This is a genomic window from Flammeovirga pacifica (genome assembly GCF_000807855.2).
GTDB lineage: Bacteria > Bacteroidota > Bacteroidia > Cytophagales > Flammeovirgaceae > Flammeovirga > Flammeovirga pacifica.
Genome location: NZ_JRYR02000001.1, coordinates 2,580,026 through 2,597,698, shown reverse-complemented (window position 1 = coordinate 2,597,698; position 17,673 = coordinate 2,580,026). Strand labels below are relative to the sequence as shown.

The window sequence follows — 17,673 nt, the reverse complement described above, 5'->3', positions numbered from 1 at the left end:
TAGCTAAAGAAGCGATAAGAGCGAAAACGAAATTTGTAACTTTTTTCATGATATTTTTTTATTTTAAAATTGATCTCCGAAGAGGTGTTTAAATTTTTGTAATGATCTGAATAACTGTATTTTGTTGCTATTCCCGATTGATTACATTACAAATATCATGGTTAGGAAAAGGAATCTTTTGTACGTTATGAGCAAGCGGTTGTATGAAATCGTTAGAATGTGAATTGTGTGTGAAAAATCTTTTTTCCTTGTCTTTTATATGAGTTTTAATTGATTAGTTTTTGAGAGTTTATAGTAAGTGGGGGAGAAGCAGTATACATTTTTTTATGTAGGAATCTGTAAAGTTTCTTGTATAAAAAAAACACGAACCTTTAAGGAGGCTCGTGTTATTTATAAAGGATTACTCTAACTAAAGATTAGTTGAATAATGTATTTAAATCAATCTCAGTCCAATCAGCGAAATACTCAGGCACTGGTATTTTTAAGTATACTTTTTGAGCATTAATATCAAAAACTGTTTGGTAGTTGGTGATGTCAGCATCCTGTAAAGCAGGTTTAGTACATCCACCATTATCTTTGAAAGAATTGTCATCATTGAACAATCTGATATCCATTAAATCTTTTGTTTTTTGAGCGTCCATTTGGCCTTTATTTTCAGCTAGACGGTCTGTCATATTTGCATAACGTCTTAGAGAGTTACTTACTGTTTCTCTTTTACCAAGTCCCCAAGATTCTCCTAAGAACGAGTTCACAACAGTAATAGAGTTTCCTTCAGGTAAACGTAATCTGTTACCATTTAAAGAAGAACATTCCATAGATGCAGCACTGTTCTTATCAGCAATAGTAAAAATAGCAGAAGTACTGTTGTTTATACCATTGAATCTAGCTTTTAAAGCATCTAAATTATCTGACTCACTCAACATATCTGTAAGCGTATTAAGGATAGACGGTCTTTCTTTAAATACTAAAGAACCACCCATACTAGTACCATCGTGTAAATCGATATACACTCCTTTTTCATTCATAGCAGTAAATGCACAATACATACCTGCCCATCCAGTAGTGGCCATTTTGTAAGAACCATCGTTAGGTTTTCTAACAGTAAGTACTGTAGGGAATTTATTAAAGGCAGGACTCCAGTCCATATTTCTACCAATGTACATATTTCCATCTTTCGACTGCTCATCCCAAGAAGCAATAGAAGTACAACCTGCAAATGAATGTAGTTTTTCTTCATAGATACCGAACTCCATTACTTGATCAAGGAAGACAACTTTATCTAATGACCAACCCGTACCTTCGGCTACCCCATCGTAAAATCTTTTTGTTCTAAGAGAACCAGTCCCGTAAGCTCTATTGACCCAAAACGAAATAGTTTCTTGGTCTAATTCCCCTTTATCAATCGAACTTTTAATTAATAGGTTATAAACTTTTTCCATCTCATCGACCATCAAAGCACCATATTGTTGTCCCATTTCAAAAGTAGAACCAGAGATAACCGGAATTAAGAATCCGTTGGCCTCATAAAGTTTTCCTTCACCACTTTCTTTAATTAATTTCAAATCATTTTTTTTCTGATTTTCCTGAGCAAATAAAGTAGTAGAAACAGCTAAAGAAGCGATAAGAGCGAAAACGAAATTTGTAACTTTTTTCATGATATTTTTTTATTTTAAAATTGATCTCCGAAGAGGTGTTTGAATTTTTGTAATGATCTGAATAACTGTATTTTGTTGCTATTCCCGATTGATTACATTACAAATATCATGGTTAGGAAAAGGAATCTTTTGTACGTTATGAGCAAGCGGTTGTATGAAATCGTTAGAATGAATTATTTCTTTAATGAGTAGATGTTTTTCGGTGGTTATTCAATTAAAAGAGCGTTTATAGTTATAAAAAAAACTCTAACTGTTAAAGTTAGAGTCCTTGTATTATCTATGCTTCGTAGATATCAAACTCAGCATTGATAGTTTTCATTTTTTTGGCATCTTCAAAATCTGCATCAGAGAGCTTTGATAGCTTTTCTAAGTACAAATCAAATTGACCATTCTTAAATATACTTAGCATTTTTCCGCCGGCTTCACATTTAGCAGCATGCCAAGTATCTGGAGGAACAGTTATAGTATCTCCAGCTTTAGCAATAATTGTTTCATCATCAAAAATTAATTCCACTTCACCTTCAAGTATGTAAAACACTTCTGTCATGATTTTATGATGGTGTCTTCCTAAATAGAATCCAGGTTTTAAAGTGTCTTCTACAAAGCTTAATTCACCTTTGGTATGATGTGAAGATAACTTCACAAAACAGTGGTCTTGAGAATAATTATAATTATCTCCCTCTCCATTACGAATGACTTCTTTTTCTTTCATAGTTATAGGGTTTAGGTAACAACACTACAAACTACATTATATTAAATCGATTAAGAACAGTATAACTTTGGATTAATGATACAGTACAAAATCTTATTTATATAATGAAATGTAGATCTTTCTACTATTTAATATCTCAATCTATAATTTGTATATTGTCTCATATATCATAAGTATTATATATATATGAAAGAAGATATTTACAAAATTAGCTCAAGTGAAAATCAACCTCACCAAGGGTATGAATTAATGGCAAAAGACCTTAAGGGAACATGGGATGGTGAACACATGAGTATTAAAAATAGTTGGTGTGATTTAGATGCACACTCTTTTTGTTTTCTAGAAGAAATGCATGTAGGTGTATTTAGTATGAATGCTAAGAAACCTATTGTTGTCATCAATCAGCCTGAGGAACAGGAACATTATATTGTCATCAGAATAGGTTTTACGGGTTCATTTCATGGGAAAGAGAATACTAATAAATTTAATAATTTAGGTGTTTTTATCTACAATTCTAGCCAACCTTTTGAAATAGAGTATCCTTACGAAACAGAATGTCAATGGATTTCAATTCGTTTTTCACTCTCTCTTTTTTATAAGTTTACACACGTAAATTCATCCTATAAGCTAAAGGCATTATTTGAAGACAAAACCCCTTGGTTTAATTACTATTCTTTAGACGCAGAGATAGAAGGTTTAGTAAAAACAATTATCACAAATGTAGATAAAGACAAAAGACGACACATTTCATTTTTTACAAAAGCACTTGATATCATAGGTGTTTTGAAAGAGAAAATGGAAAATGCAGGATCTCCTTTTAAGAAAAATATTCATCCAGAGGACTTAAAAATAATGATGCAGATAAAGGATGAATATTTATCAGATTTTACTGAACAGCCTAATCTGACAGATTTGAGTTTAAAATATGGAATGAGTATTTCGAAACTGAATAGGGTATTTAAATCAATTTTTGAGCAACCTATATTACAGTTTTATAATCAGCAGAAAATAGAAGAGGTTTTTCGTCAGGTATCACAAACACGAAAGAGTTTAACAGAGATTTCTATTGATTTGAATTTTAGTCATGTGGCACATATGAGTAAAGTATTCAAAAATAACTATGGATATGCCCCTTCAGTTTTAAGAGATAAAAAATAAGAAGCTCACCTTTAATAGTGATTTTATTCCATCAAGCACCTTGCTCTCACACCATTATTATGTAGTTATATAAGGAGGAAATGAAATGATTTATTTAATAAATATTCCTCCTATAAGAGTAATAACTGTAATTAGCTGTAAAGCAAATGAAAGCTTTTTTTCTAATTTTGATCTATATAGTTTTCGTTTAATATGTTTCATATCAGTAATTTACGAAAAAAAATAATAGTTTTAAGTATTTCTCTATCAGAGAATTATAGGTGTAAAAAAAACTACCACCTAATTTAATAATACATTATCAAAATAATCTAGAGAATCGTAAGCATATTCCTTCAAAAATGAATGAAATAGAAATAGTTTAAATAAGCGCAATAAGATTAATTTTGCTTTCTCTTTTTTAATAAGACCGTATTTGAAAAATAGATGGTAGTTGGTTTTTTGAATTCAAAGCTCAAGTAGATGATTTGTTAGAGGAACATTCGCATCATGAAAATATCTAACTTAAACTTAATCGTGATACGATTGTGATAGAGGTGTTTTGAATCGCCTTGAATTTCATCCATAAGCATTTCTGCATACTCAAAATTTCTCAAGCCAAGATTAGCATTTAATAATAACCAATCTTTGTGATCAGAATCTTTTTCATTTTGGAGTAAATCAATCACATACTGATACCTTTGATTTAATAATTCCTCAGAGGCAATCATTAAATTGTTTTTTACTTCAGGAGAGGCATCTCTTGTAGTATAGCTGTACGAAGTTGATCTAATAAAATCATCAACATTCAAACTATTAACATAAAGAGCTACACCCAAGAAAAGGGTAATGATTGCAGCAGCAGAAGAAATTTTAATGTACGGAGAGCTACCTTGGTTTTTCTTCATCTTCTCTCTTATGCCTTTAATTTCTTGGCTTCTGTAAGAGATTTGAATTCTTTTTTGTACTGTCGAATTGTCCATAAATAAATTAAAATGAAGGTTTTGTTTTGCTTATTAATTAGAGTACATTTTTATAATTTTGTAATCAAAGACAGGAAGAAATTATATTTAATAGACTGTTTTTGTCTTTAACTTTTTCCTGTAATCCTTCTTTTAAATATTTTAAACAACGGCTTTTTTTATTTCTAAGAGCTTGTTCAGAAGAGTATTTATTTTTCTTTTCATCGAGAATTTGAGTATAAGATAATTTATCAAAATAATACTTTTTAAGAATGTTTTTACAGTCTTCTCCAATTTTTTCTAATAACTCTTCGAACAGTTTTTTGGTGTAAAGATCGTCTTCATTTCCCAAAGGAATTTCATCCAAGAGATCATCATCTCCCTTTAACTGATTGATGTGTTGTTCTTCTAAAGAGGTAGATTGATATTTATTTTTTTTCTGAATGGTTTTTAACCACATGTTTTTGGAAATAGTAATGAGATATGTAGAAATGTGTGATTTTCCTAAAAATTTATCCTCATCAATACTCCAAATTACTTTAGCTAATGCATCCTGAAAAATATCTTCAGCATCTTCTGAAGAGCCGCCAAACTGATTGACGATCTTTTTTACACTTATGAAGTACTTGTCGTAGATATGTTCAATTGTTTTTTCATAGTTGGTTCTTGATTTAATGTTGTGTATTATTTTTTCTGAAGTGTAGTTGGTCCTTAGGAAAAATGTTTTCATTTTTTTAGTCGCTAACTTAATATAAAAGTTTCCTTAATCGTGTTTCAATTGAAGGTGGGACTATTGCATCATTATTACCATTTAAAACTAAACCACCCCAAAACATTGGGTTATAATACATATGTTCGTGGTCTTCTATATATAGTTTTTTAGCTTTCTGAAGTGCTATATCTTTTTCCCAACCTTCTGACAAATATTTATAAAAATGATGAATAATTATTGCAGAAGCTTTGTCATTTACTTTCCATTTACCTGCAATTACTGAAGGAATATCTGCATATGCAAATGCTCTTTGTAAACTTAAATCACCTTCTCCCTTAGAAAATGTACCAACACCCGACTGACAAGAACTTAAAACAACAAGGTTAATGTGTTGTAAATTGATATGAGAAATTTCGTCAAATGTGATCTTAGTTTTAGAAGATGAATCTGGAAATAAGGATATATATGAATCTTGGGGAATACTTTTAAATATTGAATGTGTAGCAAAATGTAATACATTATATTTTTTATTAGATAATGCTTTTTGAAGAGAATTGTATGTAGCTTCTTTATTGATAAGTAAGTCAGAATCTGTGACAATATTTTTAACCTCATTTTCTGTATACTTCAAATCTCTATTGGCAAAAGGTGCAATTGCAAAAGTGACCACTTCTTCATGTAACGTATTAGCCGATAAATATTTTTTATCGTAATGTAGAGAGTAGGAGTAGGTTACAGCAAAACTTTCAAGCAAATATTTTTCGTTAAATATGAGCACTTCAAAAGGAATACTATTTAATTTACCATAAGAGGAGATCACTAACCTTTGATTATCCGTTGAATTGACCCAATTGGGTAAAATATATTGCCCAAAATTATTTAGGTCTTGAATAAATGCTCTTTCAATAAAATAATTACTTTCATGAAAAACTTTGACAAGTTTATTTAGTGCATTGTCTTCAAAGTCAAAAATATCGAGGTAGAAGTTTCCTTCATTATATCCTATTCTATAAAAGTTTTGATTAGTATAGTAATAAGAGATAAATGATTTGTCGTCATAATTTTCTTCGAAGTATTCTTTTAAGTTTTCTGAAGAAAATCTAGGGGATACACTTTTTTGATTGGACTTGTCACTAATAAGGAAATCACTTTTTATATACGTCATAAAATCGGGGTCAATTAACCCAGAGGAACGCTTTTTAAGTATATTCGATTTCGCATTCTCAATAATTTCCAAAGCTTTGGCTAGATCACCAAAATCTTTTGTTTCTTGATGAGATTTACTGAAGAAATCAATCCATTCATCTTGAATATCATTCAATTCTTGAAAATGATACAACTGGTCATCATCTTTTTGTTGTTGCCAGATAAAATCATGAAAGTATTGATAGCTTTTCCAATAATGATTTCTTTTGTCAATTAAAGTAGCAGCATATTTTCCTTGATAATATTGTTGAAGCATCAGTTCATACCTCATAATTTCATTGGTATCATTTCTTACTAAAAAATTATCATCTATAATTTTTTGAGCAGAATCTAAGTAATTGATACTTGAGGAAACATCATGGGTTTCATTATAATCTTTTAATGATCTAAAGATTTGCAAACCAATACTTGTGACATCAATGTGAGTAAGCCCTTCTACTTTTTTATAATATTCTAAAGAAGTTGACAATGCCTCTAATTGTTGTTTGGGTTCTCCAATTTTTTCATAACACTCTGCTAGTTTTAAATAGGTTCTTGAGATATAATAATTTCTAAATAATATTTCATCTGTACTATAAAAGAAGTCATTAGTGTTTTTAAGAAGATATTGTTTGTAGGTATTTAAAAATAATGTCAAATAATTAATAGATTCTTCATAATTCGTTTTATTGAAAGCATAAATTCCCATATGATAAAATTGATTACCTGTAGAAGAAGGTGTATGACTATTCTGACTAATTTTTTTAAATGATTTTTCAACTGCAATCGAATCATTTAATAGTACATTTGTACTTAATTGATTAATTAATAGACTTGATTTTGTGTGTGTTAGATTTTGTAAACCATAATCTAAAATTACCTGACTCATATGATACTCATGCTTTCGATAATAGATGTTACTTAAATGTTGAATAAAAGAGGCAGGTAAATTGAAATCTTTTTGATTATTAAGGTATAAATTAAATCCTTCTTTTAAATAACATTCAGAAGAGTCAATATTGCCCAACGCATAATAATATTCTCCGAGTAAGTAATATATTGTTAGATGATGAGAATCAAAGTTGTTTTTTTTGCTTCTAATATAAGGTAGTGTTTTTTCTAAATATGTTATTCCTAATTTTGTGTCTAATTTTTCTTTACCGTAAATATGACCTAAAGCATAAAGTGCATAAGATTCATAATCATTATTATTTGTGATTTTTTCTAATTGTTGAAATGTTTTGATAGATGTATCAAAATCTTTATTAAAAAATTCATTGACTCCCTTCTCTTTTAATTCACTGGGATTCAATGTATTAAGTGTTATATAGAAAAAAGATAATAAAAAAAACATCTTTTTTTAAGTTAAGCTGATTACAAAAATGAGTGTGTTGGATCTAATAGATGACAATTAACGAAGTTTCAACAATTTTTTCAAAACTATGAAGTATTTTTCATTTTTCGGTTTTCTTCTTACTTGTGTTCTATTTACATCTTGCGATAGTGGTATCAATCAAGAAGTAGAGCCAATAAAGTATGAGAAAACTATAAATGCAACAGGTTTAGATGGGGGAAATAATAATGATGAAGAAAAAATTAATAAAGAAAACTAATATAATTTTGTATTTCAAAAAAAATATATAAATATTCTTCATAGAAATAGTAACTGATATCTATATCAATAATACCTCAGTTAATTAGAGAAATAAAATTGAATATAGAAAAGGAATACGACACCAAATACCGGTTACTACAAAGACATTTAAAAAGAAAATTAACTATTATCTCAAAATAAGTTTATCTCAATTAAGAGGAACTTACGCTAAAAACAGAACAATGAGTAGCTAGAACAGTTTTCGAACTGTTCTAGCATTACGCTCAAATAAGATAAAAATAGAAGAATATGTAACAATAGAAAGTTAAATACAAAAGGTAGATAAAAGGAGGAATTTTTCCTCCTTTTATCATTTACAATGTTTTTTCAAGATAGTTTTTTACCACACAAAGATTCTTCACCTTTAATTCAATCAATCTCCTTTTGTAGTGCAAAAGCATTATCCATTTAAGAATCAGTATGGATAATAGACGGTTAATATCAATCACTTCAAATGATCTAAGGTTTTTGATCATTTAATAAATAGACCTATTTAAAGGATAAAATACAATCTGTGAATGTTGTTTGAAAATCATTCTAAAATAAAAAAATCCCACCTCTACAGTATGAAATTTTTAAACTCATCAATAACTGAACAATTACTTTCTCCCCTAAATTTCAAATATTTATTTCACTAATAGGAAATGGGTGGTCGTACTTTTGGCTGTAAGAATGAAATGAATTTTTTTACTTACACTTAATTTGACAATGAATAACAAGCCTCTACTTTTTATTACTCTCTTCCTTTATTGTTTTATGTCTTTTGGCCAAGATACTTTGGACATTAATTTAAATGTAAAACATATTGTTGGTAACAGTTCGGAGTTTGATCGTAAGAAATTTATGGTCTTTCATGAAAGTATTGTTGGTAACGAATGGGACAGTAACGAGCAACAAGCGTCTTTTTTAAATGATTATGATGTCTATTTAGGACGAAATAATGGATCTATAGTTTGGGAATTTAATCAAATACGACAAGATCCTAATAAGGCAGGTTGGCCTGATGTTTCTCATATGCAAGAAAAAGGACAACAGACCATTAAAAACTATGCAACTAAAACAAACGCTCACCTTTTAGAAAATCGTGAAATCAACATGATGGAAGGAGGACAAATGTGGCCGATGTATCCAAATGGTCAGTTAACTAGCCCTAGTTCATGTTGCAGTGATGCCTCTCCATGGTCTTATGAGGGAACTGAAGCAGTAGCAGAATTTTTCACTAATTACCTTACTTATTATTTCGGTCAAGGAGGAACATCTGGAAAACAAAAACCTAAAATGATAGAAGTATTGAATGAACCTTTTGTAAAAGCATATCAATACAATACATCAAATATAGAGATAGCTCAAATGCATAATGTGGTTGCTAAACGTATTAAGCAAGACCATCCGGATGTTATGGTTGGTGGTTATACAGCAGCACATCCTGCTTTCGAAGACCATGATTTTGGACATTGGGAAAGAAACTGGAAATTATTTATAGATGAAGCAGGTGAAGAAATGGATTTCTTTTCATTCCATTTATATGATTATGTAGGGGATGTAGACACAATGGCTGAAAAGCAAAGAAAAGGCAGCAATATAGAAGCGATCATGGATATGATTAATCATTACAGTATGATTAAATTAGGAGAGGTAAAGCCTTGGTCGATTTCTGAATATGGATGGTTTTGCCCAAGTTGTGATGGTCCTTATTATGCTGAAAGAGATTGGTATAATGTACGTTCTTTTTCTTCAATGATGTTACAATTAATGGAACGTCAAGATCAAATTATCAACGCAATTCCATTCGTCTTAACAAAAGCAACATGGGCGCATGATAAAGCTGAAGATGAGTACAATTCTTATGGACCAAGATTAATGAGAGAAATTGGAGAAGTAGAAGGAGAAGATCCCCATTCAGGTTATGTATATACAGATATATTAAAATTCTTTGAACTGTGGACTAATGTGAAAGGAACACGTATCGATACAAAATCTACAGACTTTGATTTACTTTCTGATGCCTACATTAATGGAAATAAATTCTTTTTGATTTTAAGTAATTTAGATCAAAAAGAAAGAAAAGTAAAGTTGAACTTTAGTAATATCTCTGATTATCCAATTAGTGAAATTATGATAAAGCATGCTTATGAAACTAATCTTTTAACACAACTGGATACGACTTATCATCAAGAACATATTGATGAGGTAACATTGGGATCTGAAGCTACCATGATTTTAGAATATACTTTAGCATCTGATATTCTTTTGTCTGAGACCAAAACGGAAAAACTGTATTATGCAGATAAATATTTGCAGCCCATTGTAGCGAATCAAGAGGTGTCATTTAGTATTAATAATATCAATACAACAGAATTTGGTGAGGCGATATTGAGAATAGGTTTAGGCAGAGAATTTGATAAATCTCTACGTCCAACTTTAAAAGTGAACGGAACAAATGTAGAATTACCTAACGATTGGAGAGGTAACGAACAAGAGAATAGAGATCGTTTCTTTGGGGTGTTGGAAGTTCCTATCGATTATAAATTACTTCAAGAGGATAATACAATATCTCTATCATTTAATGATCAAGGAGGTCATGTTACCACTATGATCTTAAAAACATACGAATTATCTGTTCCACTAGAAAGATCTACATTTAATACAGGTAATGTTGATAACCCCTTAGGATTAGAAGATCAATTAAAAGAATTAAAAGTATATCCAGTTCCAAGTGATAGTGTTATTCAATTATCAGGAATTAAAGGTGTTTTAAAGAGTCAAATAATATCGCTTTCAGGGCAGATTTTAATGACTTCTAATCAAAATGTAATTGATATTTCAAAGCTTAATACGGGAGTATACATATTGAAAATTGAAACTCCTCAAGGGATTGTATCAAGAAAAATAGTTAGAAAATAATAGTAATAATTAATGTGACGATAAAGGGTTGAATTTTTTAACCCTTTATTTTTTTATAAAATTTTTAATCCCATCAATCTTATTGTCTATTAGTTTATTAAAATTTGATCGTAGAAGCAGGAGACTAAATTTTGAAATAAATTATAGAAGATTGTTAAAAAAATGCCTTTCAATATCAAACTTATCCTAACTATTTGATAGTAATCTATGAAGATACTAGAATTTTTATGAAACCATTTTTATTCTCACTACCTTTATAGTGCATAAGGTAAACGAATCCGTTTACACATGACTTTATAAATATTTTTCATTTGCATCTCGATGTGTCGCAGATTTTTAAATTAAATGTTCAGATACTTATTTAGTTATACTTGGCAAAACATCTTAAAACATAATAATGGCAAAATCGCAACAAGCATTTAATAAGTTAGAAAAGCAGAAGAAAAAAGCGAAAAAAAAGCAAGATAAACTTGCTAAAAAAGAAGAAAACAAAAAGAATAAAACCAAAGGAGCTGATCTTGAAAGCATGATGGCTTACGTGGATGAGTATGGAAATATTGTTGATACTCCTCCAGATCCAACAGAAGAGAAAGAGGAAATCAAGTTAGAAGATATCCAAATTTCTATTTCTCGTAACAATGAGGTTCCATCTAAGAAAAAAGGTAAAGTGGAATTCTTTAACCCTGATAAAGGTTTTGGTTTTATTATCGAGAAGGAAAGAAGACAAAAGCTATTCTTCCATATCAATGACGTGGAAAAAGGTTTCGATATTAAAGACAACGATTTTGTTGAATTCGATATTCAAGATACACCAAGAGGTAAAGCTTGTGCGAACGTAACAAAAGCATAGATAAATAAAACACCTTTGATACTAAAATATCAAAGGTGTTTTTTTATATATAAAGCTATACTAATAATAGCTTTATTTTTTTGCCTGATTTTTTTTATAAAAAACATAAGATACCGCCATAAGAACTAAAGCAACAATGGCTCCTGGCGCTTCTCCATCACTTATGTTTACGTGTGCAAAAATGGCTAGAAGTAAATTGATGGTAAAACCTGCATACGCCCATTCTGTTAGTGTACTCGACTTTCTTTGCCATATAGCAACAAGTCCGGAATATTTAGCAACAGCCATGAAATAAATTAGATTAGGAGGAAAGCCTAATGTTTCAAATTTTCCAACAACATTTTCGTGATCGACAAGATACATAGTGGCACCCATAAAGATCATTAAAGAAAATAGGACTGTGACCACACGGTAGATAATTAGTGTTTTGTTTTTCATAACGATTTAATTGAGATATAATAGAGTGTAAATATTTTACGTGTAAAATAAATAGTTAAAAAATGTATTAAGGATATTTTTCTCTTAATCGATCAAGTAACTCACTAAATTGAGCAGCTTCTTCATCGGTGATATTTTCTAAGAATTGAAAAGTTTTTTTATTTTCTTCATATTCATCAATTTCTTTCAAAAGTTGACTTCCTTTTTCTGAAATTTTTAAATAAACAATTCTTCTATCAGATTCACTTCTTCTTCTTTCAACAAGCTCTTTATGAAGTAATTTATCAGAAAGACGAGTAGTATTTGGTGTTTTATGAATCATTAATGATTTAATGTCATTCATTGTTTTCCAATCTTTTGCTCCTCTTAATATTCTTAGAATATTAAACTGTTCCTGTGAAAGACCAAACGACTTGAATAACTCATTCGCAATAGAATTTACCCAATTCGAAGTGTAAATCAGATTAGTGATAAAACGATGCTTATCGTTTTCAAACTTAGTTTTGATTTCGTCATCTATTTTTGCCATAAATAAAATATTTGAATGAGATATATTTTAAATATAACACATATATTTTACATGTAAAATATATTGATAGAGTTTATATAATTTTTTTACATGATTGTGACTAGAAGATTGTTTAATTACCAAGTCAATAGTAACGAAAAGTGTAAATGAATTTATCAAACAGATGTATAGGAGAGTATTTGTAGGGATCTAACAATACTTTAAATCCCTACAAATAAAAAATTATTTTTGATATGTAGCATAATCCGTATAACCTTCTGCACCACCACCATAAAAAGTATTGTGATTGGCATAGTCTACTGGAGTTAATGGCCAATTATTTTGCATTCTTTCTACTAAATCTGGGTTAGTAATAAACGGCTGACCAAAGGCAACTAAATCAACTAGTTCTTTTGCTAAAAGATCTTCCGCAATTTCCTGTGTAAGTTTACCAGCCACCATAATTGGGTGATGATATATGCTTCTTACTTTTTTTCTGTAATCTAAATCTACTTCTTTATAGTTAGAAATATTTTCAGAAAAGTGGATATAACCTAAACCAAATTGATCTAATGCTTGTATTAATTCTAAACTTAAATCAATCATTTCGGAATCGTGATTTGCACTACCTTCCGCAACAAATGGAGAAATTCTAATAGCCGTTTTTTCAGCACCAATAGCATTCGCAACTGCTTCAACAGTTTCAAGAGTCATCCTCATTCTATTTTGTACAGATCCACCGTATTCATCTGTTCTTTTATTGGAGTGAGAACGCATAAAGGAATCTAATAAGTAACCGTGAGCACCATGAAGTTCAACACCATCAAAACCTGCTTCAATGGCATTTTTTGCCGCTTGAACAAAATCTTGTTGTGTTTGCTTTATTTCTTCAATACTCATTTCTTTTGGCGCTTCAGTTTCTATCATTCCATAAGTACCATCACCTAAAGGTCCCCAAACTTTATCTGCCTCTTTTATTGCAGATGGCGCCACAGGTTGAGTACCCGATATATTAGAATGCGAACGTCTGCCTACATGCCATAACTGAATAAATATTTTACCTCCTTTTTTATGAACTTCATCTGTAACAGTTTTCCATCCATCAATTTGTTCTTGTGTATAAATACCAGGAGTAAAACTATAACCTCTACCTACTTTTGATATGGGAGATCCTTCAGTGATAATTAATCCTGCAGAAGCTCTTTGTCCATAATAATCTTTTGCAAGTGGTGTAATAACATCGTCTCCAATAGAACGAGAACGAGTCATTGGTGCCATTGCTATTCTATTTTTTAAGTCTATATTTTTTAAAGTAATGGGCGAAAATATGATGTCCTTTTTCATAATGTTTGTATTTGTATATCTATTTTTTTGATGATACAAATGTCAGTTTTTTGAATAAAAAATAAGAGGAAGTAACGCACAATTTTGATGTGATGTAGATCACACTATTTCGAAAATCTACTTAAAGTCTCTCTGCTTACACCCAAATAGGAAGCGATATACTTTTTGGGTACTCTTTGAACTAAGTTGGGTAATTTTTCTACTAAATCATTGAATCTTTTTTCTGCACTATCTTTCATTAACCCCATCACACGTTGTTGTAATGAAATATAACCTTTGGTTGACTTTATGCGGAAAAAATTAGCTAATGCAGGAACTTCAACACACATTTTTTCTCTATCGTCAAAAGACATTACAAGAAATTCAGCATCTTCTAAACAGTCTATGTTGAGAGTGGATATTCCATGATTTTGATACGCATGGAAATCACTTACCCAATAGTTTTCTAATGCAAACTGAAGTATATACTCTTTTCCACTTTCCTCAAGAAAATAAGATTTGACTAACCCTTTTACAATCCAAAATTCATGAGGTACATTCATTCCTTCTTGTATTAAAAACTGATGTTTTTTTAGTCGTTTAAAAGTAAAATGTGAACTAATATATTTCCATTCTTCGTCTGTTATATCTACAGTTTCGAGAAAATGATGTTTTAATTTTAGAAGTGCTTCTTCCATTCCATAGTTAATTTTATGTTCCGTTATTCAATTTAGTGTATATCGATCAAACCATAAAAGGTTTAATTATGATTAATACAAAAAATAGCCACTTCGCAATTGCAAAGTGGCTATCGATTTTGATTGATATCCGATATATAATATTTCGTTTTATATTAGTTTCTTTAGTTGGTAAACACCCTTCCACTTTAGTGTTTCATTGTCCAATTTTAATTTGTGTTTCGATGAAGTTGAAGCATCGCTGTTACATAGTACAAATACCCATTTTTCTCCAGATTTATTTTCAAATGAGACGGCAGTATAATCAGTAGAATGAAATAGTACATTTACATTTTTAATACTACTATAGGTATTGGGAGCTAATTCTGTGGTGTAAGAATAACTACCATGTGTTTCTAATACCGATGCAAATAAGTTTTCTCCTTTATGCCCCTTTTTTAGCCAATGAAAAGCTTTGTCATTTCGTAAATTCATCTTGGGATCATTGGCGCCTAGAAGTACATAATTGATGCTGTCTTCTTTTGTAGTAGCCATATTTAAGGTATAGAATACTTTATTATTGAACCAATTGACTTGATTGAATTTCCCTTGAGATGGTGCTTCACCCACTTTCCATAAAAATTGGAAGCCATCTTTTTGACCTAATAGAGGTAATGTATTCAACGATTTATTTTCAAAAGTAGAATACATCATTTGTCCTTTATAATTATAAGGCATTCTTAGTTTTTGATCAGAGGATAAGTTGGCTCTAAATAAATCCAGAAGAATAGGGTTTTCAAAAGCATCATCTTTAATTAAAACCAAAGTTCTTTGTTGCTGAACACCATCATAAGCAATACTATCTTTTGCACTCATTATTTGAATGTTAGCATTGTTTATATCAAAGTAGTAAAGTGAAGGTGTTGCTTTTTCTGCTTTATCTACTTTTGCATGGCATTGAGTTCGGTCCCCAATAACTAAGGTATTATGTGCTACAGTTTGTTTAGCCCACGTTTTATTTTCTTTTAAATATCCGCCGCCATCTTTCTGATTCACGTTGACGTATCGGGCAGCACCATAATCTTGTAAAATTTCATCCCCTTTATTGTACATCAAGTAAGAAAGACGATCAAAATGACCATGCCCCATACCATGTTGAGTAAACTTCATGATGTATTCCTGACGATTTCCTCTTAATATTCCAATCGCACCTTTATCTCCCTTATTTCCATCTGTCACTAATAAACTTCTTTTATTGTAAGGAGTCACTTTCCCTTGTGCAATCGCATTTGATTCTAAAAAACCACCATAATTTAAAGGCACAGACTGTAATTCTTCTACAATTGATAATAAACCATTTTTGTTAGCATCACCATATTCATAAGCAATGGAAATGGCTAATTTCAATTCTCTAGAGAAATAGGACATTCCTTTCTGAGCATCGTTTAAAGGAAAGAATTCACCTTTTTCATTTGATAATTGTACCAAAGTCTCAATTCCTTTTAATAGTATCTGATGATCATAGTTAAAAATATCTAGCTCTTTTTTATTTCTGTCTAAAGCCAATGCATACATTAAATAAGGATACATTGCATAGCGTTGGTAATACGGACCTTCGAAATAATAACCATCAGGAGAGAAAGCATAATCGATGTTGGCTAAAAATCCAGCTTTCTTTTGACCTTCTTTAATAATGGACCCGCCATCATTATCTATTGTATTTTCGTTTTTAAAGGGTAATCCAAATAAAGATTTCTCGATTAAGTCTTCATCATGCATCACTAAGCCAATCATACCTACAGCAGCATTGGCCCACGTACTATGGTTGTGTAAACGATTAAAGAACTGTGGTGTCTGTACAGATAAAAAATCTGCATATGGTTTAAATAACTTTTGGTTTAGTAGGTCTCTAGTGTCTTGATCTAACCATTCATAAATTGAACTATAGGCCTGACTTGTATAAACCAGCCAATTGGCATCATTTAAACATTGCCAGAAAAATTTACCAGGAGAATAAGACCTTGTTGCAGGGTGACGATCAAATGTAGGAAATAATTGAGCATATTTAATTAAAGTATTTTTGATAAGGTGAGCGTAGGTATCATTTCCAGTTAATTGATAAAGCATTCCTGCCTTTTGCATAATACTATAGTTTAATTTATGCTGAGAATGAGTGTAACCTCCAGCCAAATCTTTAGGAACAGGTACATCTAATCCAGATGTTAAATAAGGAGCTACTTTCTCTATGGCATCATTAACGGTAGCATGAAATAAATTATCACTTTTTAAAGCTGTCTTCATTTCCTGAAGTTGTGCTTCACTTGTAATAAGGTTTCCATTTTGACCGAATATTGATGATACACTTAAGAGTATTAGTAATACTACTGTGTATAAACCATTCTTCATTTTCATTTCTCTTTAAAATTATTTGTTAGCGAAATACAGAGATATATTACTGTATAAAGATTGAAGACCTATATGTAGGTGTTCGAAAATAAACGTTAATTGTATTGCTAAAAGACGCCTTTTGATTTATCTTCTCTATTATTGGTATTTTGGTAGACCAATTTAGAAAAAGGAAATAATTTTCACATTATTATTATGAATATAAAATCAATATACTTTTTTAAGTTATATATATTATATGAATAGTACTATTATATAGTTTGATTTAATATCTAATAAAATGTAAAAATTTCAGCTTGTTTAACAATGATGTGCGGGTTTATAACAATAAATAGAAGAAATCAATAATCTGGTAATTAGTAGCTCTAATCTATTGGTAATTACCTTATAATCACCTTTTTTAATTGTTTTTAGACTGTTTTTTAATCTTATTAATTTTTAATTATAACATCTGGAAATACTATTTATAAATAATAAATAGAAGTATTTAGTGTTCTAATTATCTTGTTTTCAGATGGGTTAATTTCCATAAATCTAATTAAAGTTAATTTTT

Annotated in this window: 14 protein-coding genes; 4 read left to right on the top strand and 10 right to left on the bottom strand. The window is 30.2% G+C overall.

From position 1 onward, the window contains the following. Positions 1-416: 416 nt before the first annotated feature. Together NH26_RS10155 and NH26_RS10150 are read right to left on the bottom strand one after the other, a co-directional pair. Positions 417-1,655, bottom strand: a complete 1,239-nt coding sequence (locus NH26_RS10155; RefSeq protein WP_071397140.1) for a C45 family autoproteolytic acyltransferase/hydolase — start codon at positions 1,653-1,655, stop codon at positions 417-419. 277 nt (positions 1,656-1,932) lie between these two features. After that, positions 1,933-2,367 carry a cupin domain-containing protein gene (locus NH26_RS10150; protein WP_044228057.1) on the bottom strand — a complete coding sequence of 145 codons (435 nt, stop codon included), beginning with the start codon at positions 2,365-2,367 and terminating at the stop codon, positions 1,933-1,935. A gap of 186 nt (positions 2,368-2,553) precedes the next feature. On the opposite strand from NH26_RS10150, the gene NH26_RS10145 reads away from it, so the two are divergent. Beyond that, entirely contained in the window at positions 2,554-3,525 is a 972-nt protein-coding gene (locus tag NH26_RS10145; RefSeq protein ID WP_044228054.1) for a helix-turn-helix transcriptional regulator, read from the top strand. 467 nt (positions 3,526-3,992) lie between these two features. On the opposite strand, the gene NH26_RS10140 is transcribed toward NH26_RS10145, so the two are convergent. The 3 genes from NH26_RS10140 to NH26_RS10130 all read right to left on the bottom strand — a co-directional run bounded on the left by NH26_RS10140 (position 3,993) and on the right by NH26_RS10130 (position 7,714). Then, positions 3,993-4,484, bottom strand: coding sequence for a hypothetical protein (locus NH26_RS10140; RefSeq protein WP_044228051.1), 492 nt, complete (start codon positions 4,482-4,484; stop codon positions 3,993-3,995). A 64-nt stretch (positions 4,485-4,548) separates the two neighbouring features. After that, on the bottom strand, positions 4,549-5,193 hold the full coding sequence (locus tag NH26_RS10135) for an RNA polymerase sigma factor (RefSeq protein ID WP_071397139.1): 645 nt from the start codon (positions 5,191-5,193) through the stop codon (positions 4,549-4,551). Positions 5,194-5,209: 16 nt separating this feature from the next. Continuing rightward, positions 5,210-7,714 (bottom strand): CHAT domain-containing protein, encoded by a 2,505-nt coding sequence (locus NH26_RS10130; protein WP_044228010.1) that lies wholly within the window; start codon positions 7,712-7,714, stop codon positions 5,210-5,212. Positions 7,715-7,802: 88 nt separating this feature from the next. Here NH26_RS10130 and NH26_RS25405 point away from each other — a divergent pair, with 88 nt between their 5' ends. The 3 genes from NH26_RS25405 to NH26_RS10120 all read left to right on the top strand — a co-directional run bounded on the left by NH26_RS25405 (position 7,803) and on the right by NH26_RS10120 (position 11,768). After that, entirely contained in the window at positions 7,803-7,973 is a 171-nt protein-coding gene (locus tag NH26_RS25405) for a hypothetical protein (protein WP_158021921.1), read from the top strand. Between the two features lie 749 nt (positions 7,974-8,722). Next, positions 8,723-10,918 carry a T9SS type A sorting domain-containing protein gene (locus NH26_RS10125; protein ID WP_084812131.1) on the top strand — a complete coding sequence of 732 codons (2,196 nt, stop codon included), beginning with the start codon at positions 8,723-8,725 and terminating at the stop codon, positions 10,916-10,918. Positions 10,919-11,315: 397 nt separating this feature from the next. Then, a complete protein-coding gene (locus NH26_RS10120) occupies positions 11,316-11,768 on the top strand; it encodes a cold-shock protein (protein ID WP_044228004.1) in 453 nt (150 codons plus the stop codon). Between the two features lie 72 nt (positions 11,769-11,840). Here the strand turns inward: NH26_RS10120 and NH26_RS10115 are convergent, their stop codons facing one another. The 5 genes from NH26_RS10115 to NH26_RS10095 all read right to left on the bottom strand — a co-directional run bounded on the left by NH26_RS10115 (position 11,841) and on the right by NH26_RS10095 (position 17,120). After that, a complete protein-coding gene (locus NH26_RS10115; protein ID WP_044228001.1) occupies positions 11,841-12,206 on the bottom strand; it encodes a DoxX family protein in 366 nt (121 codons plus the stop codon). Between the two features lie 67 nt (positions 12,207-12,273). Then, positions 12,274-12,735 carry a MarR family winged helix-turn-helix transcriptional regulator gene (locus NH26_RS10110; RefSeq protein WP_044227998.1) on the bottom strand — a complete coding sequence of 154 codons (462 nt, stop codon included), beginning with the start codon at positions 12,733-12,735 and terminating at the stop codon, positions 12,274-12,276. Positions 12,736-12,957: 222 nt separating this feature from the next. Continuing rightward, positions 12,958-14,058 (bottom strand): alkene reductase, encoded by a 1,101-nt coding sequence (locus NH26_RS10105; RefSeq protein ID WP_044227996.1) that lies wholly within the window; start codon positions 14,056-14,058, stop codon positions 12,958-12,960. 104 nt (positions 14,059-14,162) lie between these two features. Continuing rightward, the gene (locus NH26_RS10100) at positions 14,163-14,735 is read right to left on the bottom strand and encodes a Crp/Fnr family transcriptional regulator (RefSeq protein WP_044227993.1); all 573 of its coding nucleotides are present in this window, start codon (positions 14,733-14,735) and stop codon (positions 14,163-14,165) included. Between the two features lie 150 nt (positions 14,736-14,885). Further along, entirely contained in the window at positions 14,886-17,120 is a 2,235-nt protein-coding gene (locus tag NH26_RS10095) for a heparinase II/III domain-containing protein (RefSeq protein ID WP_044228038.1), read from the bottom strand. Positions 17,121-17,673 lie beyond the last annotated feature (553 nt).